27 protein-coding genes and 1 tRNA gene are annotated in these 22,408 nt (G+C 61.8%); 16 read left to right on the top strand and 12 right to left on the bottom strand.

The window, feature by feature from the left end; genetic code table 11:
- Positions 1-32: 32 nt before the first annotated feature.
- The 4 genes from AC0L26_RS25745 to AC0L26_RS25730 all read right to left on the bottom strand — a co-directional run bounded on the left by AC0L26_RS25745 (position 33) and on the right by AC0L26_RS25730 (position 3,175).
- Positions 33-1,121, bottom strand: a complete 1,089-nt coding sequence (locus tag AC0L26_RS25745; protein ID WP_352930587.1) for an ABC transporter ATP-binding protein — start codon at positions 1,119-1,121, stop codon at positions 33-35.
- A 289-nt stretch (positions 1,122-1,410) separates the two neighbouring features.
- The gene (locus tag AC0L26_RS25740) at positions 1,411-1,650 is read right to left on the bottom strand and encodes a DUF2188 domain-containing protein (RefSeq protein WP_065008174.1); all 240 of its coding nucleotides are present in this window, start codon (positions 1,648-1,650) and stop codon (positions 1,411-1,413) included.
- A 30-nt stretch (positions 1,651-1,680) separates the two neighbouring features.
- Positions 1,681-1,974: a DUF982 domain-containing protein gene (locus AC0L26_RS25735; protein WP_473635098.1), complete on the bottom strand. Its 294-nt coding sequence runs from the start codon at positions 1,972-1,974 to the stop codon at positions 1,681-1,683.
- 97 nt (positions 1,975-2,071) lie between these two features.
- Positions 2,072-3,175 carry an NADH:flavin oxidoreductase/NADH oxidase gene (locus tag AC0L26_RS25730; RefSeq protein ID WP_473635097.1) on the bottom strand — a complete coding sequence of 368 codons (1,104 nt, stop codon included), beginning with the start codon at positions 3,173-3,175 and terminating at the stop codon, positions 2,072-2,074.
- A 203-nt stretch (positions 3,176-3,378) separates the two neighbouring features.
- Between AC0L26_RS25730 and AC0L26_RS25725 the strand changes: the two genes are divergently transcribed.
- Both AC0L26_RS25725 and AC0L26_RS25720 read left to right on the top strand, forming a co-directional pair.
- Positions 3,379-3,957, top strand: a complete 579-nt coding sequence (locus tag AC0L26_RS25725) for an NUDIX domain-containing protein (RefSeq protein ID WP_473635096.1) — start codon at positions 3,379-3,381, stop codon at positions 3,955-3,957.
- A gap of 264 nt (positions 3,958-4,221) precedes the next feature.
- Positions 4,222-4,500, top strand: a complete 279-nt coding sequence (locus tag AC0L26_RS25720) for a hypothetical protein (RefSeq protein ID WP_352930579.1) — start codon at positions 4,222-4,224, stop codon at positions 4,498-4,500.
- A gap of 123 nt (positions 4,501-4,623) precedes the next feature.
- Here the strand turns inward: AC0L26_RS25720 and AC0L26_RS25715 are convergent.
- Positions 4,624-4,709: transfer RNA gene (locus AC0L26_RS25715), tRNA-Leu, on the bottom strand.
- A gap of 467 nt (positions 4,710-5,176) precedes the next feature.
- Between AC0L26_RS25715 and AC0L26_RS25710 the strand changes: the two genes are divergently transcribed.
- Together AC0L26_RS25710 and ade are read left to right on the top strand one after the other, a co-directional pair.
- The gene (locus tag AC0L26_RS25710) at positions 5,177-5,395 is read left to right on the top strand and encodes a hypothetical protein (protein WP_473635095.1); all 219 of its coding nucleotides are present in this window, start codon (positions 5,177-5,179) and stop codon (positions 5,393-5,395) included.
- Positions 5,396-5,821: 426 nt separating this feature from the next.
- The gene (gene ade / locus AC0L26_RS25705) at positions 5,822-7,633 is read left to right on the top strand and encodes an adenine deaminase (RefSeq protein ID WP_473635094.1); all 1,812 of its coding nucleotides are present in this window, start codon (positions 5,822-5,824) and stop codon (positions 7,631-7,633) included.
- Positions 7,634-7,659: 26 nt separating this feature from the next.
- On the opposite strand, the gene AC0L26_RS25700 is transcribed toward ade, so the two are convergent.
- Together AC0L26_RS25700 and AC0L26_RS25695 are read right to left on the bottom strand one after the other, a co-directional pair.
- Positions 7,660-8,823 carry an alpha/beta hydrolase gene (locus tag AC0L26_RS25700; protein ID WP_473635093.1) on the bottom strand — a complete coding sequence of 388 codons (1,164 nt, stop codon included), beginning with the start codon at positions 8,821-8,823 and terminating at the stop codon, positions 7,660-7,662.
- A 152-nt stretch (positions 8,824-8,975) separates the two neighbouring features.
- Positions 8,976-10,043, bottom strand: coding sequence for an alpha/beta hydrolase (locus AC0L26_RS25695; protein WP_354492475.1), 1,068 nt, complete (start codon positions 10,041-10,043; stop codon positions 8,976-8,978).
- 335 nt (positions 10,044-10,378) lie between these two features.
- Between AC0L26_RS25695 and ilvA the strand changes: the two genes are divergently transcribed.
- A complete protein-coding gene (gene ilvA / locus AC0L26_RS25690) occupies positions 10,379-11,635 on the top strand; it encodes a threonine ammonia-lyase IlvA (RefSeq protein WP_473635092.1) in 1,257 nt (418 codons plus the stop codon).
- Between the two features lie 24 nt (positions 11,636-11,659).
- Positions 11,660-12,214, top strand: a complete 555-nt coding sequence (locus tag AC0L26_RS25685; RefSeq protein ID WP_473635091.1) for a DUF1697 domain-containing protein — start codon at positions 11,660-11,662, stop codon at positions 12,212-12,214.
- Between the two features lie 23 nt (positions 12,215-12,237).
- Here the strand turns inward: AC0L26_RS25685 and AC0L26_RS25680 are convergent, their stop codons facing one another.
- Together AC0L26_RS25680 and gloA are read right to left on the bottom strand one after the other, a co-directional pair.
- On the bottom strand, positions 12,238-12,531 hold the full coding sequence (locus tag AC0L26_RS25680) for a DUF2218 domain-containing protein (protein ID WP_352930565.1): 294 nt from the start codon (positions 12,529-12,531) through the stop codon (positions 12,238-12,240).
- A 29-nt stretch (positions 12,532-12,560) separates the two neighbouring features.
- Positions 12,561-13,001: a lactoylglutathione lyase gene (gloA, locus tag AC0L26_RS25675; protein WP_473635090.1), complete on the bottom strand. Its 441-nt coding sequence runs from the start codon at positions 12,999-13,001 to the stop codon at positions 12,561-12,563.
- 219 nt (positions 13,002-13,220) lie between these two features.
- Between gloA and AC0L26_RS25670 the strand changes: the two genes are divergently transcribed.
- The 5 genes from AC0L26_RS25670 (at position 13,221) to AC0L26_RS25650 (ending at position 15,746) form a co-directional block, all read left to right on the top strand.
- Positions 13,221-13,814: a cold-shock protein gene (locus tag AC0L26_RS25670; RefSeq protein WP_473635089.1), complete on the top strand. Its 594-nt coding sequence runs from the start codon at positions 13,221-13,223 to the stop codon at positions 13,812-13,814.
- 50 nt (positions 13,815-13,864) lie between these two features.
- The gene (locus tag AC0L26_RS25665; protein WP_473635088.1) at positions 13,865-14,377 is read left to right on the top strand and encodes a DUF192 domain-containing protein; all 513 of its coding nucleotides are present in this window, start codon (positions 13,865-13,867) and stop codon (positions 14,375-14,377) included.
- A gap of 20 nt (positions 14,378-14,397) precedes the next feature.
- A complete protein-coding gene (locus tag AC0L26_RS25660) occupies positions 14,398-15,165 on the top strand; it encodes an alpha/beta fold hydrolase (RefSeq protein WP_473635087.1) in 768 nt (255 codons plus the stop codon).
- Positions 15,166-15,244: 79 nt separating this feature from the next.
- On the top strand, positions 15,245-15,508 hold the full coding sequence (locus AC0L26_RS25655) for a hypothetical protein (RefSeq protein ID WP_473635183.1): 264 nt from the start codon (positions 15,245-15,247) through the stop codon (positions 15,506-15,508).
- Positions 15,390-15,746, top strand: coding sequence for a GNAT family N-acetyltransferase (locus AC0L26_RS25650; protein WP_473635176.1), 357 nt, complete (start codon positions 15,390-15,392; stop codon positions 15,744-15,746). Before AC0L26_RS25655 ends, AC0L26_RS25650 begins: the two co-directional genes overlap by 119 nt.
- A gap of 6 nt (positions 15,747-15,752) precedes the next feature.
- Here AC0L26_RS25650 and AC0L26_RS25645 read toward each other — a convergent pair whose 3' ends face one another.
- Positions 15,753-16,352 (bottom strand): HD domain-containing protein, encoded by a 600-nt coding sequence (locus AC0L26_RS25645; RefSeq protein WP_473635086.1) that lies wholly within the window; start codon positions 16,350-16,352, stop codon positions 15,753-15,755.
- Positions 16,353-16,497: 145 nt separating this feature from the next.
- Between AC0L26_RS25645 and cysE the strand changes: the two genes are divergently transcribed.
- Positions 16,498-17,346, top strand: coding sequence for a serine O-acetyltransferase (cysE, locus tag AC0L26_RS25640; RefSeq protein WP_473635085.1), 849 nt, complete (start codon positions 16,498-16,500; stop codon positions 17,344-17,346).
- A 145-nt stretch (positions 17,347-17,491) separates the two neighbouring features.
- Entirely contained in the window at positions 17,492-17,695 is a 204-nt protein-coding gene (locus AC0L26_RS25635) for a DUF3126 family protein (RefSeq protein ID WP_013531334.1), read from the top strand.
- A gap of 361 nt (positions 17,696-18,056) precedes the next feature.
- Here the strand turns inward: AC0L26_RS25635 and AC0L26_RS25630 are convergent, their stop codons facing one another.
- Positions 18,057-18,788 carry a hypothetical protein gene (locus AC0L26_RS25630; protein ID WP_473635084.1) on the bottom strand — a complete coding sequence of 244 codons (732 nt, stop codon included), beginning with the start codon at positions 18,786-18,788 and terminating at the stop codon, positions 18,057-18,059.
- Between the two features lie 135 nt (positions 18,789-18,923).
- On the opposite strand from AC0L26_RS25630, the gene AC0L26_RS25625 reads away from it, so the two are divergent.
- Both AC0L26_RS25625 and AC0L26_RS25620 read left to right on the top strand, forming a co-directional pair.
- Positions 18,924-19,262 (top strand): DUF6949 family protein, encoded by a 339-nt coding sequence (locus tag AC0L26_RS25625; RefSeq protein WP_352930548.1) that lies wholly within the window; start codon positions 18,924-18,926, stop codon positions 19,260-19,262.
- Positions 19,263-19,286: 24 nt separating this feature from the next.
- Positions 19,287-19,814 carry a gamma carbonic anhydrase family protein gene (locus AC0L26_RS25620; protein ID WP_473635083.1) on the top strand — a complete coding sequence of 176 codons (528 nt, stop codon included), beginning with the start codon at positions 19,287-19,289 and terminating at the stop codon, positions 19,812-19,814.
- 39 nt (positions 19,815-19,853) lie between these two features.
- Here the strand turns inward: AC0L26_RS25620 and AC0L26_RS25615 are convergent, their stop codons facing one another.
- Positions 19,854-20,078, bottom strand: a complete 225-nt coding sequence (locus AC0L26_RS25615) for a DUF1127 domain-containing protein (protein ID WP_473635082.1) — start codon at positions 20,076-20,078, stop codon at positions 19,854-19,856.
- Positions 20,079-20,251: 173 nt separating this feature from the next.
- Between AC0L26_RS25615 and AC0L26_RS25610 the strand changes: the two genes are divergently transcribed.
- Positions 20,252-22,264, top strand: a complete 2,013-nt coding sequence (locus AC0L26_RS25610) for a BTAD domain-containing putative transcriptional regulator (RefSeq protein WP_473635081.1) — start codon at positions 20,252-20,254, stop codon at positions 22,262-22,264.
- Positions 22,265-22,408 lie beyond the last annotated feature (144 nt).

Here is a 22,408-nt window from a genome sequence, read left to right as displayed (position 1 = left end):
GTTTCCTCCTGTTATTCGTTGCCGTGGGTGTCTTACTGTTCGCTGCGCGTCTTGAACCGCTTTCCGGTTTCGCCGTGGAAGAGATGGATGAGGCCCGGCTCGGCAGTGAGCCGTATGGTTTCGCCCGGCGTGAAGGAATGGCGCTCCCGGAAATTGGCGACGATCTCTTCGCCGCCTTCTGTCCGGCCGATGACCTGCACTTCCGATCCGCTCGGCTCGACCACCGCGACGGTGACCGGAATGCCCTGGTCGCCAGATAGCCGCAAATGCTCGGGCCGTATTCCCAGCACCACCGGCTCGCCATTTCCAATGGAAAGCGCTGTGGCCAAGGGGACCGAAACCCCGCCGGAGCCGCGAAACGATGGTGAGCCGCCATCTGACGTGACTTCGCCCTTGAGCATGTTCATGGCGGGCGAGCCGATGAAACTGGCGACGAAGAGATTATCCGGCCTGTCATAGAGTTCCAGCGGCGGCCCGATCTGCTCGACGATGCCGTCATGCATGACCACGATCTTGTCGGCCATGGTCATGGCCTCGATCTGGTCGTGGGTGACATAGACCGTGGTGGTCTTCAGGCGCTGGTGCAGTTCCTTGATCTCGGCGCGCATCTGCACCCTGAGCTTGGCGTCGAGATTGGACAGCGGCTCGTCGAACAGGAAGACCTGGGGATCGCGCACGATCGCCCGACCCATGGCGACGCGCTGGCGCTGGCCGCCGGAAAGCTGTCGGGGATAGCGCGCCAGCAGCGGCACCAGCCCCAGGATTTCAGCGGCGCGCTGAACGCTGGCACCGCTTTCGGCTTTCGAAACGCCCTTGAGCATGAGCGAGAACGCCATGTTCTCGGCGACCGTCATATGCGGGTAGAGCGCGTAGTTCTGGAAGACCATGGCGACGTCGCGTTCTTTTGGCGCAACGTTGTTGACGACACGATCGCCGATCGCAATCTGGCCGCGCGAGATCTTTTCCAGACCGGCGATCATTCTGAGAAGCGTCGATTTTCCGCAGCCCGAAGGCCCGACCAGCGTGACGAACTCGCCGTCGTCTATATCCACGCTGACGCCGTGGAGAATCTCGACGGTGCCGAATGATTTGTAAACATCGCCAATCGCGACAGACGCCATCGATTTCCTCCCGAATGCTTCCTGCGACGTCTTCGAAGGAAACCGCTTTCTTAACCGGCCCGCGCCGCTCCCAAGCTCCTCCCTGGTCACGCGCGATGCTGAAACGGTAGCGCTACCAAGCCTGCCTGTAAAGCGACTGCCTGGCAAGCGCTCTCCTTCGTCGCTCCTGACCATCAGCGTTCCCGGCGGGACTGAAATTCGCCATATCAGGGATCATAGCAAGAGAATGGCTTGCCAAGCCCCAGCTCTTAAACCGGAGGTGCGACAAGCCATCAGCAACGACACCAGTCTAATCGGAAACTTCGGTTTGCGGCCGGTCCCGGCCATCGGCAAGCTCGTCGTGCCATTTGCCGTCGGCGTCCTCATATTGGATGCCGTCGGTGGTGCCGGCGACCTGCTGTTCGGCCGAAGCGATCTCGGCGGCGCGCAGCGCATCTTCGTGGGTAGGGAACGTTTCCGAAAATGTCGAGCCGACCTTGTAGGCCCAGCCCCCGTCATGCTCGACGATCTTGTAGGTCAGCTTCGCCATGAAGTCCTCCGGTTCAAAAGCCCCGTCTGCTCAATGCAGTCTGTCTTCGGGCAGCCTGCCGTCGGGCAATTTCTCTTCGGGAACCAGCACGTCCGATTCCTTCGCGGCTTCGACCAATGCCCGGCGCGCGTCCGCTGTCGAACGATAACCTTCCAGCACTTTTAGGCAAGTGTCGAGAGCATCGCGATGCCGAGGACCGCGATTGAGCGGCCATACCGTCATCAGGCACTCCGCCGCTTCCTGGGTGCTGCGGATTTCACGGTATTTGCCGACATGGCCGAGTTCGACCACGACCGGCTTTTCAAAAGGCTTGCTGTCCATCATCGCCGCCAACGCGGAGCGGCCGATTTGGTTGCAACACTTACGCTGATCCCGGCGTAAGGTCGCAAGCGCTGCCGTTCAGCCAGTGGAAGCGGGCCGGTCAGCCCGCCGCCTTCATCCAGTGCTGCATCGTCGTCACCGAGCGGGCAAGCTGCGGCGCCGGGTGGATACTCTCGCCGAAGGTGGCCGCGGCGCGCCAGCCCCAGCGCGGGTCGGCGAGGAAGGCGCGGGCCAGGGCCACCATGTCGGCACGGCCCTCGGCAATGATCGCCTCGGCCTGTTTCGGGTCGTCGATCAGGCCGACCGCCCGCGTCGGGATGCCGGCGCCCTTGCGCACGGCTTCCGCCAGATGCACCTGGTAGCCTGGGCCTGTCGGCAGCTTCTGCAAGGGCGAATTACCGCCGCTCGAGCAGCAGAGATAGGCGACGCCCTCCGCCTTCAGCGCCTTGGTCACTTCGATCGCATCCTCGACGTCGAAGCCGCCATCGACCCATTCCTTGACCGACAGACGCGCTCCGAGCATCAGGTTGGGAGCGGCCTTTCTCACCGCCTTGGCGATCTCGACGACAAAACGCATGCGGTTCTCCAGCGAACCGCCCCAGCGGTCGGTGCGCTGGTTGGAAAGCGGCGACAGGAACTGAAAGATCAGATAGCCGTGTGCTGCGTGCAATTCGATGAAGTCGAAGCCGGCCCGTTCGGCCCGTCTTGCCGCCTCGGCGAAACGTTCGATGATCTGCAGGATCTCCTCGTCCTCCAGCGCGCGCGGCACCTGCCAGCCCGTATCGTAAGCGATTGCCGAGGCAGACACGATCGGCCACGGGTCCTGATCGGCCTCCAGCGGTCCGCCGCCTTCCCAAGGTTTCTGGTTGGAGGCCTTGCGGCCGGCATGGGCAAGCTGCGTGCCGAATTTGGTGCCTGGAGCGGCGACGCGCTTTGCGGCATCCAGCGCGCGCCGGGCGGCTGCTTCGTTGTCTTCGGAATAAAGGCCGAGGCAGCCATGCGAGATGCGGCCGCGCCGCTCGACGTCGGTCATCTCGACGGTGACCATGCCGGCACCCGACATCGCCAGGTTCATCCAGTGGTAAAGGTGCCAGTCGCTGGCCGAACCGTCATCGGCGGAATACTGGCACATCGGCGCGATCGCGATGCGATTGGGAAAGGTGAGGCCGTCAAGCGTGATCGGCTGGAAAAGCGATATGGTCATCAGAAAACTCCGGGAGGGGTTGTCGCTATTTAGGCAATGGATTGCGCCTGCGCCATACACGAGGCAGTGAAGCGCGCTTCTGGACCAACTGTTGTCGGGATTGCGCAGAGGCCATGCGCAAGATCAAAGTGCTACAGCGTCCTTTGCGCGCCCTGGAGGACGCGCGGCGCTGTAGTCCTCGCGCCGGCAGCACGGAGTTGACCATGGAAGACCGCATTCGCATCCGTTCGGAGGAAGTCCTTTCCGACGACTGGGCCGTCCTGAAAAAGACCGTCCTCGATTATCGCCGGCGCGACGGGCAATGGGAGACGCAGATCCGCCAGACCTACGATCGCGGCGACGGGGCGGTGATACTGCCTTACGACCCCGAGCGCTCGACAGTTCTGCTCGTGCGGCAGTTCCGCTACCCCGCCTACGTCACCGGCCACCGTGAGCCGCTGATCGAGGCCTGTGCCGGCCTGCTCGATGAACACGATCCGGAAACCTGCATCCGCAAGGAGGCGGAAGAGGAACTCGGTTACCGGCTGAAGGACGTCGAACGGCTGTTTGCACCCTATATGAGCCCTGGCAGCGTGACCGAGCGGCTTTGGTTCTTCGTCGCGCGCTATTCGCCGGCCGACCGCATCTCCGACGGCGGTGGCGCGCCGTCAGAAGGCGAGGACATCGAGGTTCTGGAAATGCCGCTCGATGAGGCTTTGGCCGGCATTGCCGACGGCCGCATCATCGACGCCAAGACGATCATCCTGATCCAGCATCTGAAGCTGAACCCGATCCGGGCTTGACCCGTGCATGGGCCATGACTTCGCGAGAGCGCGCGCCAGCAGGCCGGCCGGCTGAAACGCGTTGGCGCGAAGGCGTTTCTCCTGGTCTTGAATGTTGCTCTGCTGGTCTGTTACCGGCGCCTGAGCCAAAATGGTGCGGACGGCAATCGAACCCTTGGGATCAGAGAGAGACTGATTTCAGGTCCGTTGAGGCCCTTGCGCATTGCTGATAGGCTGACGTAGCGGCAGCAGGGGAAAGAAAAAAGAGAAAAAAGGGGAAAGTCCATGATCAACCGCAGTTCGTTCGCTCGCGCAGTCGCCGTTTGCGGCATGCTGGCGCTCTCGTCAGTGGCCGGCAACGGCTTGGACGGCGTCTCGGGATTCCGCTTCGTCGGCGCGGCGGAGGCAAAGACAATCGTCATCCAGAGGACAACCATCTACATCAACACTCTGCCCAAAGGATGTGTAAAGACCACCTACAGCGGCGGCATCGTCGTCTGGAAATGCGGTACGAAATATTACCAGCCCTACAACAACCGCTACGTGCTCGTTTACATCAAGTAAGGGCGCAGGCCTCCTGGGAGACGCTCTACAGTAGCCGGTGGTTGCGACACATCGCGCGCCGGTCGCCGCAACAGGGGCGTTCCCCAGAGGTTCTCCATTGCTTGGAAGTGCCGCAGCTTGGAGTGGTGCGGACGACGGGAATCGAACCCGTACGATCAGAGATCGAGGGATTTTAAGTCCCTTGCGTCTACCAATTCCGCCACGTCCGCAGGCAGTCCTTTTCAGACGCCAGCCAAAGGCCGTCAAGCCATCTTCTGCCATCGCTGAGATATGGAACAAAAACCCGCTTTGCTGGCCGTCGTTGGCGGGGCCAGCACCCTGACCGAACCGACAGCGTAGCTGCCGCCACCCAGCCAGCGGCAATCCGCTCGCCTGCGTGGGCCAGTCACCCACTGAAATTCAAACAAGATCGCTGGAACCATTTCGTGACGGCTGAGTTTCGGGCTGAAGTACTGGAACCCCGAACATGGCAGAGTTTGACACAGGACAAGGGAAGTCTGTTGCCAAAGCCGTACGGCAATTGATCCGTTCCGAAGACAATCGCCGGCATTTGCACAACGTGCTAAATCTGGCTGTCGACCGGCGATTGCCCGGCGCTCTTGCCGCGTTGCTCGAGGCACTTGATCAGACCGGACGGGAACCATTTACGCAATGCCGGAGCCCAAACGAGCGATAATTGGGCAAACGTGCTAAACCTCTCATACCTTATGGCTCCATGGCTCAACGCTACGATATCGAGAAGACACCTGAAGGCACCTGGGACATCATCGATGTGTTCACTGGCCTGCCGGTTGTCGAGGTGGGCGTTCCCTTGATCGACATGCCGATCGAAGAGGCCGACGATCTGGTCGACCTTCTCAACTGCCGCGACAGGGAACAGCGGGAGGATAGCTGAGGCGGCTTCCCAGGCCGAGGTCTGTCGCGAAGCGCATCCCCCGTTCGGACGATGCGTTCGGGCGTTCAGCTATGGTAGAAAGCACCTAACGTCGATTCAAAGATCAGCCAACGAGAGGAAGCTGATTTGCCGCAACCGGAATCGCATTTCCGGCTGGTGCAATAGCCATGGACGGCGCCGAAAACAAAAAACCCGCCTCAGGCGGGCGGGTGTTTGGCGCAAATCAGCACCATCGCCGAATTACTAGCATAACTGCCGTCAAAAAGCAATGGATCGCGCGCTCGAATCGCGACACGAGCCTCGAGTTTCGCAAACGAGACGCGAAATCACGGTCGATGTGAAAGCCGAAGAGCGCTCAAGCAATCCGCTGATCTCGCTGGTCAAAATCCCCGCGGCTTGGCACAGTCGAGAAAACAGGAATCTCCCATGGCCAAGACCGCGAATGCGACGAAACCCAAACCTTGGACCGAGATGGCGACGCATCTGGTCGACGTGGCGATGGGCAGGAAGCCTGCCGATCTCGTCATCCGCAACGGGCGATGGGTCAACGTTCATTCCGGCGAGATCATCGCCGGCACCGATATCGCCATCGCTGGCGGCCGCTTCGCCTATTGCGGGCCGAATGCCGGCCACGCCATCGGGCAGGGCACCAAGGTGGTCGATGCCGGCGGGCGCTATCTGGTGCCGGGCCTTTGCGACGCGCATATGCATGTCGAGAGCGGCATGGTGACGGTGACGGAATTCTGCCGTGCCGTCATCCCGCACGGCACCACTTCGATGTTCATCGACCCGCACGAGATCGCCAATGTGCTCGGCCTGCCGGGTGTGCGGCTGATGCATGACGAGGCCGTCGCCATGCCGATCAACGTGCTTGTGCAGATGCCATCCTGCGTGCCCTCCGCGCCGGGGCTGGAGCATGCCGGCGCCGAGCTGACGGTCGCCGACGTTGCCGAGGCGATGAGCTGGGACAACATTATCGGGCTCGGTGAAGTGATGAATTTTCCCGGCGTCGCGGCAAACGATCCGGTGATGTCAGGTGAGATCGCCGCGACGGCGAGGGCGGGCAAGACCGTCGGCGGCCACTACGCCTCGCGCGATCTCGGCCTGCCGTTCCACGGCTATGTCGCCGGCGGCCCCGAGGACGATCACGAAGGCACGCGTGCCGAGGACGCCATCGCCCGCGTCCGCCAGGGCATGAAGGCGATGCTCAGGCTAGGCTCGGCCTGGTATGACGTCGCCGCGCAGATCAAGGCGGTGACGGAGAGCGGGCTCGATCCGCGCAATTTCATCTTGTGCACCGACGACAGTCATTCCGGCACACTTGTCCATGAAGGCCATATGGACAGGGTGGTCCGGCACGCCATCAGCCAGGGATTGAAGCCGGTGACGGCGATCCAGATGGCGACGCTCAACACCGCCCAGCATTTCAGGCTGGAGCGCGAGATTGGTTCGATCGCGCCGGGACGGCTCGCTGATCTGCTGATCGTTTCCGATCTGGCCGCGATGACTATCGACGAGGTCTATGGTCGCGGCGTCAGGCTGGCCAAGGGCGGCAAGCTCGAAATCGATATTCCAGCCTATGACTATCCGAAGACGGCGAAGAATACCGTCAAGCTCGGCAAGAAGCTCAAGGCAGGGGATTTCGACATCGTGGCGCCCACGGGCGCCAACGAGGTCAGGGTGCGGGTCATCGGCGTGATCGAAAACCAGGCGCCGACGCGCGCGCTCGAGGCCGATCTACCGGTGGAAGACGGGCTGATCGCTATGGACCGCCGCAACGACGTCTGCCAGATCGCGCTGGTCGAGCGTCACCGAGGCACCGGCGGCGTCACCAACGCCTTCGTCTCCGGCTTCGGCTATATGGCCGACTGCGCCATGGCCTCCAGCGTGGCGCATGATGCGCACCACATCATCGTCGTCGGCACCTCCAAGCAGGACATGGCACTGGCGGTCAACCGGCTGGGCGAGGTCGGCGGTGGAGTCGTGCTGTTTTCAAAGGGCAAAGAACTGGCGCTGGTCGAAATGCCGATCGCCGGGCTGATGTCGGACGAGCGCGCCGAAATCGTCGCCGCCAAGGCCGACAAGCTGACCGAGGCGATGCGCGAGATGGGCTGTTCGCTGAACAACGCCTACATGCAGCACTCGCTGCTCGCGCTGGTCGTCATCCCGGAACTGAGGATTTCCGATGTCGGCTTGATCGACGTGACGACCTTCCAGAAGGTCGATCTGTTCGTTTGACATCGACCAAGGGCGAGCCGGGCCGCTCACCCGCCGGTGGCGATGGTCAGCACCCTGAACGGGGTGGTGATGACGATCTCGGCAACGGAGCCGACGGCCTTGCCGATGCCTTGGCCGAGATTGTCGATCTGGGCCGGGGCGGTCTCTTCGGACGCCAGACCGGCCGGGGCGCGCAGCCGATCGCCGAGCAACTGCACCAGGATCGGATTGTCGGCGAATTTGGCGTGGTTCAGCCGGTCGCCGCCTTTCGTCTTGGTCAGGTCGACCACCGAGACGCCATAGCTGGCGAGGTCGGCCGCATCGCCATAGTCGCCGACGCGCGGCTTGTCGCCGGAGATCAGGGAGGAGAGCCTGAGGGCGCGATCGTCGCCAGAAAGCAGGATGGCGAACGGCTTGTCGGGCTTGCCGTAGCGGATCATCTGCTTCTTGAACACGTCGACATCGATGTCGGGCGAGGCAAGAATGACATAGCCCAGCTTGTCGCCGAGATCGCGGTCGCCGGTGATGGCAAGCTGGCGCAGCGCCTCCATCGTCACCCATGTGCCCATCGAGTGGGCGATGATGTCGATGCTCTTGACCTTCGTCTTGGCCAGCATGCGCAGCGTCTGTTCGAGATCGTCGCGCGCGGCGTTGGCGCTTTCCTTGTCGTAGATGTAGCCCGTGGTCTTGCCGCTCGATGCCCATGAGAACAGCACCGGTGTGCCGGGATACTTCGTGTCGTGCGCGATTTGCGTCAGCCGGTAGACGCCGTCGTCGAAACCGTTGTTGAAGCCGTGCACGAAAACCAGCGCGCGGTTGCCGCGCATGGCGATGTCGGCGCCGACCGCTTTGGCGAATTGCGGGGCGTCTTCGTAGAAGGCGACATTCGTCGCGGTGAAATCCTTCGCTGGATTGCTGTTCGCGGACCCTTTGACGCGCTCGATTGCACCGAGCTGATGGATCTTCGGAACCGTCACCTCGACCCGGGCAAAGCTGGTGGTCAGCGAGCGATTGCCATCGAACACCTGCCGTGGATCTTTCGTCGCTTTCTCGCGGGTGGTGGCGACGAAGATCTCATGCGTGGCCGCTATGTCGGAGGCAGGCACCGTCACAGTGGTCACGTTGAGAAGGTCGTGTGTCTTCCGGCCGGCGCAGCCCGTAACAGCGAGCGCAAACGCAACGACGAGAAAAATCTTCGAACGCACGATCACGCAGGCTCCCGCGAGGGGGACGTCAACCCGGTGACGTCGCTCGCTATTTCGATAAAGCCAGAGGCCGACCTGGTCCAGTTGAAAGTGATCCGATGGCACCGCAATCGCGAACATGCACGACGAAAGCCTCCGGAACTGACCGTCGAACGCACCTACTGTCCGAGCAGGTGAATACGATCGGTCACCTCGCGGTCGCTGGCAAATCCGTCATCCTCGCGCAGCCGCTGACCGATCATCTTCACCAGTTCGGGGTTGTCGGCGAACTTGGTGTGGTTGAAGCGATCCGATCCCTTGACGCTGGAGAGATCGACGACGCTCACGCCATAGTCGGCAAGGTCGGCCGCGTCCGTGTAGTCGCCGACGCGCGGCCGCGAGCCGGCGATCAGGCCGGAGAGCCGCAGCGCCCGGTCGTCGTCGGACAGGAGCAGGATGAAGGGCTTGTTCGGCTTGCCGTAGCGGCGCATCTGGCTCTTGAACACGTCGACATCGATGTCGGGCGAGGCCAGCACCACGTCGCCGAGTTTGCCGCCGAGATCGCGGTCGCCGTTGATGGCGAGCTGGCGCAGCGCTTCCATGGTGACCCAGGTTCCCAGCGAATGGGCGACGATGTCGATGCGTCGCGCGCCGGTCTGGGCAAGCATCCTCAGCGTCACTTCCAGTTGGTCGCGGGCAGCACTGGCGCTCTCCCTGTCGTAGACATAGTCCCTGGTCTTGGCGCCCGACGCCCAGGAAAACAGCACCGGTGTGCCGGGATAACCGGAATCATGGGCGATCTGGGTGACGCGGTAGACCGCGGCGTCGAAGCCGGTGTTGTAGCCATGGACGAAGACCATGACGCGGCCGCCGCGCGCTGCGATGTCGGCGCTGAGCGCGCTGGAGAATTGCGGCGCGGTGTCGTAGCCGACGACTTCGGAGGCCATGAAGTATTTGGCCGGATCGTTCGACTTGCCGCGCGAGCGCCGCTCGATCCGGCCCGTTTCGTGGCTTCCCGGCACGGTGACGTTGACGCGGGCATAGTTCAGCGTGGCCGAGCGTTCGCGGTCGAAGACCTTGCTGGGGTCGTCGGAGCGCTTGCGCGTCGTGGCGATGAAGATCGAGTGGTTGCCGGCAATTTCCGTCACCGGCGCAGAAACAATGGCGCTGCCGAGCAGTTCCTCGGTTTGCCGGCCGCCGCAACCGGCGACAAGCAAGGCAAGCGCAATGATACAAATCTTCTTCAACTCTGAAATTCCACTCCGGCCGAAAGGCCTATCCAACCTCCGCAAACCCTCCCGGACAGTCGAAGTGCGGCAGAAGTAAGTCATGTCCAGCCGAATTGCGCTCAGCGTCTGGCGACGGCCATCGCACTGTTGCGCGAAAGCCAGAACGGCGGCAGGCATGAGGGGCGGCGCCGACATCGAAAATTGGTCATTCCAACATCAGTTGGAGGCTTCTTTGTCTGAGCGATTGCCCTGATCAAACGCACGCGCCGTGTGCTAGGTTTGTGACCATCGCGTCGCGGCAAGCCAATGCGCGCTGCGTTCCCAGACGACATGCGATTCGGGGTGATCTTGCCATGAATAGTTTTTCCTCCCGCGTCGCTGCCGCCGCTGCCGCGATCCGCCAGATTTTCCCGGAGACGCCGCTGCAGGAAAACGACTATTTGTCGAAGAAGACGGGAGCGCGGGTGCTGCTGAAACGCGAGGACCTCTCGCCGGTGCGCTCCTACAAGATCAGGGGTGCCTTCAACTTCTTCCGCAAGGCGCTCGACGCCGGCAACGATGCCGAGCTGTTCGTCTGCGCTTCCGCCGGCAATCATGCGCAGGGCTTTGCCTTCGTCTGCCGTCATTTCGGCAGAAAGGGCGTGGTGTTCATGCCGGTGACGACGCCACAGCAGAAGATCGACAAGACGCGGCTGTTCGGCGGCGAGTTCGTCGAGATCAGGCTGGTTGGCGACTTTTTCGACGACTGCTACCGCGCCGCCTTCGAATTCACCGAAAGCGCCGGCGCGCACATGGTGCCGCCGTTCGATCATAAGGACATCATCGAAGGGCAGGCGACCGTCGCCTACGAGATATCAGGCCAGATGCCGGGCGCCCGCATGCCTGATATCATCATGCTGCCGGTCGGCGGCGGTGGCCTGGCCGCTGGCGTCACGCATTATTTCGCCGACCAGCACCGCGATATGCGCTTCGTTTTCTGCGAGCCGGCCGGCGCGCCGAGCCTGCGCGAGAGCCTTGCCACCGGCAAGCGCATCAAGCTCGCCAAGGTCGACAATTTCGTCGATGGCGCGGCGGTGGCCGAGATCGGCCGCGAACCGTTGCGGCATCTCAGGTCGTTTGCCACTGAGGCCGTGCGGCTGATCCCGGAAAACCGGCTCTGCGCGACGATGATCGAGATGCTGAATGTCGAAGGCGTGGTGCTGGAACCGGCCGGCGCGCTGGCGATCGACGCGCTCAAGGACTTTTCGAAGAAGGAAATCAGAGGCAAGACCATCGTGGCGGTGGTTTCGGGCGGTAATTTCGATTTCGAGCGGCTGCCGGATGTGAAGGAAAGGGCGCTGCGTTTTGAGGGGCTGAAGAAATACTTCATAATCCGCTTTCCCCAGCGGCCGGGGGCGCTGCGCGACTTCCTCGAATTGCTGGGACCTGACGACGACATCGCCCGCTTCGAATATCTGAAGAAATCGGCGCGCAATTTCGGCTCGGTGCTGATCGGCATCGAAACCAAGGACCGCCGCAATTTCGAGCTGCTCAACGCGAATTTCGAGGCCGAGGGCGTCCAATATCAGGACATCACCGACAACGAGACGCTGGCCGGGTTCATCATATGAGCGCCCGACTATGAGTGACCAAATATGAATGCCCGGGCGAAAACCTTCGTCGCGCTATTTTCCGGCATCAATGTCGGCGGCAACCGCATCGTCAAGATGGCCGAACTCCGGTCGTTCTTCGCGGAGCTCGGCTTTCGCGACGTCGCCACCTATGTGCAGAGCGGCAACGTCGTGTTCCGCTCGGCAAAGGGTGATGCGGCCACGCTGACCAGACAGCTGGAAGCAGCCTTCGAGAAGAAATGGGGGTTTTATTCGCGCATTATGGTGCGCGATCTCGGTTGGCTCGAGCGGCTGGCGGCTGAAAACCCTTATCCGGAGATCGCCGGAGAGCCGACCAGGCTTCACGCCTATGCGCTGGAGCGCACGCCGACACCTGAGGAGACGGCCCGTCTTTCAGAGAAATGCATCGGCCCTGAAAGCTTCGAGATCAAGGGCGACGTGCTTTACCTGCATGCACCGGAAGGTCTCGGCAAATCGGTGTTTGCCAATCTCATCCCGCGCACGCTGAAAGTGCCCGGCACCGCGCGCAACTGGCGCACGGTGCTGGCGCTGCTGGAGATGGCCGGCCAAGGCGGCTGAACGAGGCGGCTGAAGGAGGCCGTCTACGCTGCCGGCGCCCGCTTCCAGTCGAATGTCAGCTCTTCGCGGAAAGCGAAGCGTTTGATGTGGTCGGCGACGACCGTTTCCAGGCGCTCCAGCGAGCCGGCTTCGTCGGCGCTTACCGCGATGTGGAGCGCTGCCGCATCGGCGTCCAGAACCGTGCGGCCGAGTGAGAGATCGATCGTCCCGTGGTTCGGGTCGAACTCAACGGGAAACTTGTGCGCCCAGTGTTTGCAGAGCTGCTGCAGATAGCGGCTCGCATGTTCGGTGGCGACATCGACATGGCTGGTCGGCATGAATGGATTCTTTCCAATAATGTGATTGGCTACCAGCTTCCGGTATTCGGCATCGAGGCCCAAGGCTCGGCCTTGGCCTTTGCAGGGCCTTTTTGCAAAAGCTCGATCGAGATGCCGTCCGGCGATTTGACGAAGGCCATGTTGCCGTCGCGCGGCGGCCGGTTGATGGTGACGCCCTTGTCCATCAGCTGCTGGCAGGTAGCATAGATGTCATCGACCTCGTAGGCGAGGTGGCCGAAATTGCGGCCGCCCTTGTAGTCTTCAGGATCCCAATTGTAGGTAAGCTCGATCAGCGGCGCCTTGTCGGCGACGGCACTTTGCTCGTCTTCGGAAGCGGCGAGGAAGATCAGCGTGAAGCGCCCCTGTTCGTTTTCGTGGCGGCGCACTTCCTTGAGGCCAAGCTTGTTGCAGTAGAAATCGAGCGATGCATCGATGTCGGCGACACGGACCATGGTGTGGAGGTAGCGCATGTGATTTTCCTCGAAAAATGTTGCGGTGCGGCGGAACATAAGGGCCACCCCGCCAAAGGGCAATTGCCGATAGCCGGTGGCGCCGGCAAACGACAAATCCGGTATTCCTGCAATCAACCGTGAAAAAAGGCACGTCAGGTCTTGCACAGACCGGAAGCGGCAGTGTTAATCTAACGTCAAGAATCAGTTGCGGTATTCTTGGAAAAAGGGGGCGTTCTTATGGGGGAAAAGGCCTCTTTCATGGGGCGGGACGGAATCGGTAACGCCTTGCGAAGGGACGAGAGCGACGACGCGGCCGATCTTGTCGAGATTGCCGGCGCCATCAAATGGTTCGACGTGGCCAAGGGTTACGGTTTCATTCTTCCCGATGACGGCGCTTCCGGCGATATTCTCCTCCATGTGACGTGTCTTCGAAAGGACGGTTTCCAAACCGCATTGGAAGGCGCGCGCGTCGTCTGTCTCGTCAAGCACGGTGAGCGTGGATTGCAGGCGTTCCGTGTGCTCTCCATGGATCTCACCACAGCGGTCCATCCGGCGGAGATGCAGGAGCAGCGCACCCATGTCTCGGTGACGCCGGAAAGCGGACTGGAGCGGGCGCTGGTGAAATGGTTCAACCGCACCAAAGGGTTCGGTTTCCTGACCCGGGGCGAGGGCACCGAGGACATTTTCGTCCACATGGAGACGCTGCGCCGCTACGGCATTACCGAACTCAGGCCGGGGCAGGTCGTGCTTGTCCGCTTCGGACGTGGCGACAAAGGCCTTATGGCTGCCGAAATTCACCCGGATATGGGTACCTTGCCGGCCTCGCACTAGGTCGCATCGCGGGCTCATGGTCTAGGACGATTTCCGGCCGAGGATTTTGGATGACTCACAGGAACTGGCTGACAACGGGCGTAGTCTGCGCTGCGATTGCCTTTATCGTCGCCACAGGCGCTTTCTTCCATTCGCAGCAACCGGCTTTGGCAGACAGCCGGGCGATGGTGCTTGCCGTCGACTCGCAGCCGCTGGTCGCGGTGACGAAAGGCGGCGAACGCTCCTTCTCAATCGAAATCGCCGACACCTCCGCCGAGCGCGAGGCCGGCCTGATGTTTCGCGAGGACATGGCTGACGATCATGGCATGTTGTTCGTGTTCGAGGAACCTCGGGATGCGAGTTTCTGGATGAGGAACACGCCGATGCCGCTCGACCTGATCTTTGTCGGTCAGGACGGCAAGATCCGGGCGATCAAGCAAGGCGAGCCGCAATCCGAGGCGATGATCTCGGCCGGCGAGCCGGTTCGCTTCGTGCTCGAGCTCAAGGCGGGCACCGCCGCCAGGAGCGGTATGGAGGACGGCGATTTGTTGCGTCACCCGGCAATCGGCACTGCGCACAATTGAACGCGCAGGATCCGTCGCAGATGCAGTTTTTCTCCCATGACGGTTTTGACCTCGCCTTCCTCGATCGCCAGCCGGCATCGGGGCAGGGCGATCCGGTGCTCATGATCCACGGCTTTGCCTCGAGCCATTACGTCAATTGGGTGTCGCCCGGCTGGTTCAAGACGTTGAACGATGCAGGCTACCGCGCCATCGCCTTCGACAATCGCGGCCATGGCGCCTCGTCGAAAAGTTATGACGAGGTCGCCTATACGCCGGACCGGATGGCGTCCGACGCTGAGGCGCTGCTCGACCATCTCGGCATCGAACGCGCCCATGTCATGGGTTATTCGATGGGCGCGCGGGTGTCGGCGTTCCTGGCGCTTTCCGACCCGGACAAGGTGGCGACACTGGTGTTCGGCGGCCTTGGTATCGGCCTTGTCGATGGCGTCGGCGATTGGGATCCGATCGCCGATGCGCTGCTGGCCGAGGACCCGAGCACGATCAGCCATGCACGCGGCCGATCGTTTCGCGCTTTCGCCGACCAGACCCGAAGCGACCGGCGGGCGCTCGCGGTCTGCATCGTCGGTTCCCGAGCGTCAATGAGCGAGGGCGATGTCGCGCGCATTGCGCAGCCGACCTTGATTGCCGTGGGAACCAAGGACGACATCGCCGGCTCGCCCGACGAACTGGCCGTCTTGATGCCGAACGCTAGGGCATTTCACATCGACGGCCGCGACCACATGCTGGCCGTCGGCGACAAGACCTTCAAGCAGCGGGTGCTGGAGTTCTATGCCGAAAATCCACTCTGAACGAGTGGCCGCCGCGCATGATCCGGCGCCGATCTAGCCAGGCCGCAAGTCTCAGTTCTCAAACCTTGCGCGAGTTGCCATGGTCGACCTTCTCGTCACCTATCTGGAGATGACGGAGCCGCCGTCCAGCGACGCTTTTCCCGCCCCGGCATTACACGCGACGGTTACGCGTGAAACGCTTGGCATCGCCGATTACATCAGCCTCTACCGCGCCGTTGGCCAGTCTGTGCAATGGGACCAGCGGCTGCGTATGTCTTCAAGCGACCTCGAAGACCTTCTCGCCAGCTCGTCGACGCATATTCACGTTTTGCGCGTCGACGGCGAGGGCCGCCGGCCTGTGTGAATTTACAGGCGTTGGCCAACCGGTCGTCGAACTGACCCATTTTGGGCTGATTCCCGCTTTCCAGGGCCGTAGGCTTGGACCCTACTTGCTTGACCAATCGCTACGCGCTGTCTGGTCGCATAGGCCCGAAAAACTCTGGCTGCACACCGACACCCACGACCATCCCAGCGCGCAATCGGTCTACAGGCGTGCCGGCTTCAAGGTCTATGCGCAGCGCATGGAGACGTTTCCGGACTAGAACCTGTTATGCCTCTAACGCTTCGACCGACCGCGCCACGTTTTGCCTGGCTTGCGGTTCGAGCCGATGCCGGAATTCTTCGGTGTGAAAAATATGCGGGCGGGCGAGGAAACTCTTCAGAACAGCACTGCGGCCGGCACGCCACATCGGCTCTTCCACCCAGCCATATTCGCGGCGAACCGCCTGTTCATAGGCATCGAAGGCGTCAGGCGTCGCACCCAGGATCGCGAGGTCCATGTCGAGGAACAGCGCTGCGTCGCGGACGGCATTGTCGTCGTCAAAGTGCGGCAATTCATGCGTGGCGGTGGCGGCGATCATCGCCGTGATGCGGCCGAGGCGCTCCGCATCTGTGCGACCGGCAAGCTTTTTCTCGGCAAGGGCGGCACTCTTGGCTTCGTTGTCCTTGGCCCGGCTGTCATAGATGGCGTCGTGGAACCAGATCGCCGCCTCGACCGCCTCTGGGTCGTGCAGGGATGCCCGATACTGGCCGGCCAGCGTCAGCATCGCCTCGATATGGGCAAGGCTATGATAGTGGCGGCTCTCGGCCCGGTAGAGCGCGGAAAGCTCGCGCTTCAGCGGCTCGTCGATCAAGGGTTCGTTTTCCATGGCCGCTTGAATTTCCGTGAACCAAATCCATTTGACAAAGCACTAAGGAAAATTGAGTTCAACCGTGCTATAATTTTGTTTATATGTGCGGCCGGAGAACAGGCAAGCCGCCAAGCCGGAGACGGTAGATGGCCGGAGACCATAGATGAACAGCGTTACGATTGCCCGCCCCACCATGGTGAAGCCGATCGACCCGATCTGGCGCTCGATCCGCGACGAAGCGATGGAGGCGGTCAATCGCGATCCGCTGCTGGCGGCGTTTCTCTATTCGACCATCCTCAACCAGGAAAGCCTGGAGGAAGCGGTCATCCATCGTCTGGCCGAGCGGCTTGCCCATCAGGATATCGGTTCCGACCTCATCCGACAGACATTCAAGGCGATGGCAGCCGACGACAAGGACTGGGCGTCGACGGTGCGCGTCGACATCCAGGCCTATTATGACCGCGATCCGGCCTGCGACCGCTTCATCATGCCGGTACTCTATTTCAAGGGTTTTCATGCCATCCAGACCCACCGGCTGGCGCATTGGCTGTGGAACCAGGGCCGCCAGGACTTCGCGCTCTACCTGCAGAGCCGGTCGTCCTCGGTGTTCCAGACCGACATCAACCCGGCCGCCCGCATCGGCAAAGGCATCTTCCTCGACCACGCCACCGGCCTCGTCGTCGGCCAGACGGCGGTGATCGAGGACGATGTGTCGATCCTGCACGGCGTGACGCTGGGCGGCACCGGCAAGGCCGGCGGCGATCGCCATCCCAAGATCCGCTACGGCGTGCTGATCGGCGCCGGCGCCAAGATCCTCGGCAATATCGAGATCGGCCATTGCTCGAAGATCGCGGCAGGTTCGGTGGTGCTGTCGCCGGTGCCGCACAACAAAACGGTTGCCGGCGTGCCGGCCCGCGTCGTCGGCGAGACCGGCTGCGACCAGCCTTCGCGGCAGATGGACCAGCTTTTGCCGTCGCAGACGATGGACCACGTCGTCAGTTTCGATATCTGAGGCCAAGGCGCTCGGACGTACGGCTGAATTCCGGTTGTATGCGCCGGGTGGCGTCTGGTTCTCTCGCCGGCTTGCCTTTACATCGCCATTGTCGACGTGCCAGAAGCGCGTTCAAACGAGCAAGACCGACGATCGGAGAAGACTTTTGAAGCCGGACGAAATCAGAAAGCTGGACGCCTATTTCAAGCGCGTCTTCCAGAACCCCAAGCTTGAAGTGAAGGCACGGCCGCGCAAAGACGATTCGGCCGAGGTCTATGTCGGCGACGAATTCCTCGGCATCGTCTTCAAGGACGAGGACGACGGCGACTATAATTTCTCGATGGCCATCCTCGACATCGACCTGGCTTGAGCCTGGAATTTGCGTTGGCGGCAGGCCACCATGCCTTCGTCATCCTAGGGCGAAGCGAACGCGAGCGGAGCGCAGACCCTGGGATCCATGCCGTGACATCGGCCGCAGAATGCAGCGGTCAAGAACTGTCATCCGCCGCTTCGCTGCAAGATAAGGAAGGCAGTCCTGGCAAGGCCGCTCTGGCACTGCATATTCTGCATCGCTTCGGCGCTCGAAAGTCACGGAATGGATCCTCGGGTCTTCGCGGTTCGCTTCGCTCCCACTCCGCCCGAGGATGACGAAAGGAGAGGCGTTTTCGCCAATCTCCGCCGTTTGCGATTGGCCCCAAAGCGAGTCGCATAATCCCTTCAGACACAACGTGTTAGCGCCCGGTCTTCAGCATACGCATAGCCTCGGCGGCGATGGCTGCGTCGAGCGTCTGCCAGTCCACCAGAAATTCCTTGGGAAAACGGTAGGTGAGGCTGAGCTTGTCGCCGACCAGGATGTCGCGTTCGCAGGGCGCCAGCGATTGCGCAGCACTCGGCCCGCTCAGGCAGCGGGCCACGAATGGGTCCTTGCCCCGGCGATTGCCAACCGCCAGCACCTCGTTGAGATAGCCTGATTTTTCAGTGAAGCCGTAGAGCGTCGTGCCGCCTGGGCCTGATGTGCCGGGTTGGGCGATCAGTGCGCTGTAGATCGGCGCGAAGCGGCCGCTCATGTCGCGCGACATTATCTGCCGTTCGAGCGAGAGGAAGATGATGTTCTTGCGAAGTCCGGTGTTGTTGAAATCGTCGCGGGCGGCCTCGCTGTAGCCGTCCATCTCGGGATAGCGCAGATAGAGGTCGAGGCGCGAGGCGATGCCGTCGCGCCGGGCCTGGTCGAAGCGTATGACATTAGCCGGCGCTGCGATGACATTGTTGCCGATCACGACCTCGTAAATCGTCGTGTCGTCGGTATACCCGGCCATGGCGATCGAGCGGCCGAACCATTTGCCGCCAAGGCTGATCGCCACCGAAAGCACTGCCAGCGCCGCGAACACGTAGAACACCCGCTTCATAAGCTTGGAATCGACGACGGTGAGTTGCGGACCGTCGGCGGTGGCTGCCTGCTTCATCGCGATCCCCAGTATCGGCCGCCTGTCCCAAGATGTCTTCTTGGGTGTCCTTGAGCGGCACATGTGGCGCGGCACGGCTCTTGCAACGCGCCTGTCGACATGACTGTGCGATTTCATGGTAAATGGAAGGTAAAGATGGGTCCGGTCGAACACACACTCTTCGCTTTTATGGTTGGGCTGACGGCGTGCGGCCTGGTCGGATCGGCAATGGAGCTGATATCAGGCCGCAAGCTTGCCTTTGCCGAACCCTATGTTTCGCCAAGGCATATGCTGCGCTCGTTGGCCGCGACGGCATGCGCCGGGCCCTTGATGTTCGCCAACGAGGCCCTCGACGCTTGGCGGCGGGGGCGCATTTCGGCACCGGCGCTGATCTCTTGCGGTTGCACCGCGACGCTCTGGGCCTTGGCACTGGGCGTCGTGCTGATCGACATTGCGTCCAGGGCGGGCATGCTCCTAGGCTCTGCGAACGTTTAGTGTGAGACGATTCGGGAGACGCAAATGCCGCTCTATGCGATCGACGGAAAGGCACCCGGTTTCGAGGACGCGGACAGCAACTGGATCGCACCCGACGCCACCCTGATCGGCGATATCAGGGTCGGCCGAAACGCCGGCTTCTGGTTCGGGGTTGTCATCCGCGGCGACAACGAGCCGATCGTCATCGGCGCCGACACCAATGTGCAGGAGCACACGGTCATGCACACCGATGTCGGTTTTCCCCTGACCATCGGGCAAGGCTGCACGATCGGCCATCGGGCCTTGCTGCATGGCTGCACGATCGGCGACAACAGCCTGATCGGCATGGGCGCGATCGTGCTGAACGGCGCGAAAATCGGTAAGAATTCGCTGGTCGGAGCCGGCGCCGTGGTCACGGAAGGCAAGGAATTTCCCGACAATTCGCTGATCATCGGCTCGCCCGCGCGTTTGGTGCGGGAACTGGACGATGCCGCGGTAGCCGGGCTGCGCGCTTCGGCCGCGCACTACGTCGCCAACGGCAAACGCTTCAAGGCGGGGCTGAAGAAGGCATAGCGGTCGGTCGCGGATACGCTGCGCAGTGGTGCGCTGAATTTACCGCATCGACATCAAGTTCGTGATCAGACCTGCCTTGATGTTGAGCACGGGTCGATGGACTTCCGGATGACCGATGTCGTTCAGTTGATCGGGCGTCAACTCGGCTAGTGCCCTGCGTCTTGCGACGTTCCGCCACCAATCCCTTAAGGCGGCGATTGCTACACTTTTCAGGCCGGATACAAACAATTGTCTTTTCGACGCGCGAGTTTCAGTGTGAGCCATTTTTAGTCTCCCATTTCGAGATTTGCGGATGGGAGCGTGTCACGCCGGTGTTTTCGGGCTGTTCGGTTGTGCGTGAAAAAACGGAAAAGCCCGACGAGCCGCCGTTAAATCGGTGTTAAATCCATCTACCGAAATGCTATTCTGCCGGGGCGATCAAAGTCTGGAGACGATCTTTGCGCATCAGATTGTTGGGCGGCCTCGAGGTTACTTCTCCGGAGCGCCGGCCCGTCCGTTTCGCCACGCGCAAGACTTCGCTTCTTTTTGCCGCCTTGGTGCTGGCGGGCCGCCGCGGCCATCGTCGCGAGCAGCTCTCCGAAGCCTTTTGGCCGGGACGAGGTAATGGTCAAGCCCGCAATAGTTTGCGGCAAGCGCTGGTCGATATCAGGCGCTCGTTCCCGACCAGCAAAGATGCCACCATCTACATCGATGGGGATCAGCAAGCCGTCGCGCTGATTGCCGATCCGGATGAAGCGGACATTTCGATCTTCGACCGGAAACTGGAGGAGGGCCGAGCGGCCGATCTCGCCTTCGCCGCCGATCTCTACCGCGGTGGCGTACTTGCCGGGGAAGCCATTCCTGAGGAACTGGATGAGTGGTTTGGACCCTATCTGAACAGGTATCAGCGCAAGGCGTTGCAGTTGGTCGATCGGCTGAGCCTTGCGCTGCCCATACCCGGTTCGGCTGAAGAGACTGCCTGCGAAGGGCTCGCCGAGAGATTGCTTGCCTCGGATCCTACCGCGGAGGCAGCGCATCGGGCGCTGATCCGGATCCATGCTCATCGCGGCCACGAAAACGCCGCCTTGCGCCAGTTCGAGCTCTGTCGGACTGTTCTGAAAAAGCAGCTGGATGCCGAGCCGGAGGCGCAGACGAGCTCACTGGCGGCTTCGTTACAGTCCCGCGAACGAACTGGACATCAGCAGCCGGGGCCAAGCTCTGGCGTTGCGGCGCCGGCGCCTGTGCTGGCAGTCCCGACGAGACACGATGATCGACCGTCGGTGGCAGTGTTGCCGTTTCAAAATCTGAGCGGCGATCCAACGCAGGACTATTTTGCCGATGGCATTGTCGAGGATATTATCACCGTCCTGGCTCAATTCCGTCATTTGTTCGTCATCGCCCGGAACTCGAGCTTCACGTACAGGGAACGGGCTGTCGACATCAAGCAGATCGGGCTGGAGTTGGGCGTCCGCTATATCGTCGAGGGAAGTGTGCGGAAAGCGGGTGAGCGCCTGCGCATCACCGGACAACTCCTCGACGCTTCGAGCGGCCTCCACCTGTGGGCTGACCGTTTTGAAGGTACTCTAGCCGAGGTTTTTGATTTTCAGGACCAGATCGCCTCGAGCATAGTCGGCGCGATCACTCCAAAGGTCGAGGAGGCGGAAATTGAGCGCGCCAAGCGCAAGCCGACTGAGGACCTCAACGCCTACGACTATTATCTGCGCGGGTTGGCGTCCCACGACCGAGCGGTCAACACCAAGGAAACCATGGATAACGCTCTGCGGTTCTTCATGAAGGCGATCGGCTGTGACCCGGTGTTCGCTGCCGCCTATGCCCGGGCGGCGCGCTGCTATGCGGCGCGAAAGAGCAACCGCTGGATGATCGATCGCTTAGAAGAGACTGCCGAGGCGACCCGACTGGCAAAGAGAGCGATCGAACTTGGATGGGACGATGCAATTGCCCTATCGTACGGCGGATACGTGCTCGGCTATGTAGGCGGCGATGTGGAGGAAAGCGCGGCTTGCATCGAACGTGCGCTTGGCCTGAACCCGAACTTGGCTGCGGCGTGGGGTTACAGCGCCTGGGTTCAAGCGTGCTTAGGTGAGCCGGAGAAAGCGGTCGAGCGCGCCGCGCAGGCAATGCGCCTCAGTCCGTTCGATCCTCGCTTTTTTGTTTGGGAATTTTGCACCGCGCTCGCTCACTTTTGTGCCGGGCGCTACAACGATGCTGCTGAGTGGGCGAAAAGATCTTTGCGTTCGCAACCAAACTACGCGAGTGCGACGCGTGTGGCGACGGCAAGTTACGTCTTAGCCGGTCGGCTTTCGGAAGCCGAGAAGATGATGGCTCGCCTGCGCGAACTCGATCCTACGTTGCGGCTGTCGAATCTCGCCGAGGTGCTGCCGCCGTTTCATCGGCCTGACGATCGCAGCAGATATATCGAAGGCCTTCGCAAGGCGGGCCTGCCGGACTAAGACGGTCAGAAAGGTGGAGCCGGCCCGGGGACGGGGCCGGCTCCTAAAACCCGGTCGTTGGGGGCGGGGGGGGTGGGGGCGGGGCCCGGGGTTTTGGTGGCGGGCCTTTCGGGCGCGGGCGGCCCCGGGGGGGCGGGCGGGGGG

The sequence above is a fragment of the Mesorhizobium sp. WSM4823 genome (assembly GCF_055811195.1).
This window is presented reverse-complemented; position numbering and strand designations above follow the sequence as displayed.

Excerpts from the sequence above, each read along its gene's own strand:
- AC0L26_RS25745 (WP_352930587.1), bottom strand. The coding sequence starts at position 1,121 with ATGGCGTCTGTCGCGATTGGCGATGTTTACAAATCATTCGGCACCGTC.
- AC0L26_RS25740 (WP_065008174.1), bottom strand. The coding sequence starts at position 1,650 with ATGGCGAAGCTGACCTACAAGATCGTCGAGCATGACGGGGGCTGGGCC.
- AC0L26_RS25735 (WP_473635098.1), bottom strand. The coding sequence starts at position 1,974 with ATGATGGACAGCAAGCCTTTTGAAAAGCCGGTCGTGGTCGAACTCGGC.
- AC0L26_RS25730 (WP_473635097.1), bottom strand. The coding sequence starts at position 3,175 with ATGACCATATCGCTTTTCCAGCCGATCACGCTTGACGGCCTCACCTTT.
- AC0L26_RS25725 (WP_473635096.1), top strand. The coding sequence starts at position 3,379 with ATGGAAGACCGCATTCGCATCCGTTCGGAGGAAGTCCTTTCCGACGAC.
- AC0L26_RS25720 (WP_352930579.1), top strand. The coding sequence starts at position 4,222 with ATGATCAACCGCAGTTCGTTCGCTCGCGCAGTCGCCGTTTGCGGCATG.
- ade (WP_473635094.1), top strand. The coding sequence starts at position 5,822 with ATGGCCAAGACCGCGAATGCGACGAAACCCAAACCTTGGACCGAGATG.
- ilvA (WP_473635092.1), top strand. The coding sequence starts at position 10,379 with ATGAATAGTTTTTCCTCCCGCGTCGCTGCCGCCGCTGCCGCGATCCGC.
- AC0L26_RS25685 (WP_473635091.1), top strand. The coding sequence starts at position 11,660 with ATGAATGCCCGGGCGAAAACCTTCGTCGCGCTATTTTCCGGCATCAAT.
- AC0L26_RS25680 (WP_352930565.1), bottom strand. The coding sequence starts at position 12,531 with ATGCCGACCAGCCATGTCGATGTCGCCACCGAACATGCGAGCCGCTAT.
- gloA (WP_473635090.1), bottom strand. The coding sequence starts at position 13,001 with ATGCGCTACCTCCACACCATGGTCCGTGTCGCCGACATCGATGCATCG.
- AC0L26_RS25670 (WP_473635089.1), top strand. The coding sequence starts at position 13,221 with ATGGGGGAAAAGGCCTCTTTCATGGGGCGGGACGGAATCGGTAACGCC.
- AC0L26_RS25665 (WP_473635088.1), top strand. The coding sequence starts at position 13,865 with ATGACTCACAGGAACTGGCTGACAACGGGCGTAGTCTGCGCTGCGATT.
- AC0L26_RS25660 (WP_473635087.1), top strand. The coding sequence starts at position 14,398 with ATGCAGTTTTTCTCCCATGACGGTTTTGACCTCGCCTTCCTCGATCGC.
- AC0L26_RS25655 (WP_473635183.1), top strand. The coding sequence starts at position 15,245 with ATGGTCGACCTTCTCGTCACCTATCTGGAGATGACGGAGCCGCCGTCC.
- AC0L26_RS25645 (WP_473635086.1), bottom strand. The coding sequence starts at position 16,352 with ATGGAAAACGAACCCTTGATCGACGAGCCGCTGAAGCGCGAGCTTTCC.
- cysE (WP_473635085.1), top strand. The coding sequence starts at position 16,498 with ATGAACAGCGTTACGATTGCCCGCCCCACCATGGTGAAGCCGATCGAC.
- AC0L26_RS25630 (WP_473635084.1), bottom strand. The coding sequence starts at position 18,788 with ATGAAGCAGGCAGCCACCGCCGACGGTCCGCAACTCACCGTCGTCGAT.
- AC0L26_RS25625 (WP_352930548.1), top strand. The coding sequence starts at position 18,924 with ATGGGTCCGGTCGAACACACACTCTTCGCTTTTATGGTTGGGCTGACG.
- AC0L26_RS25620 (WP_473635083.1), top strand. The coding sequence starts at position 19,287 with ATGCCGCTCTATGCGATCGACGGAAAGGCACCCGGTTTCGAGGACGCG.
- AC0L26_RS25615 (WP_473635082.1), bottom strand. The coding sequence starts at position 20,078 with ATGGCTCACACTGAAACTCGCGCGTCGAAAAGACAATTGTTTGTATCC.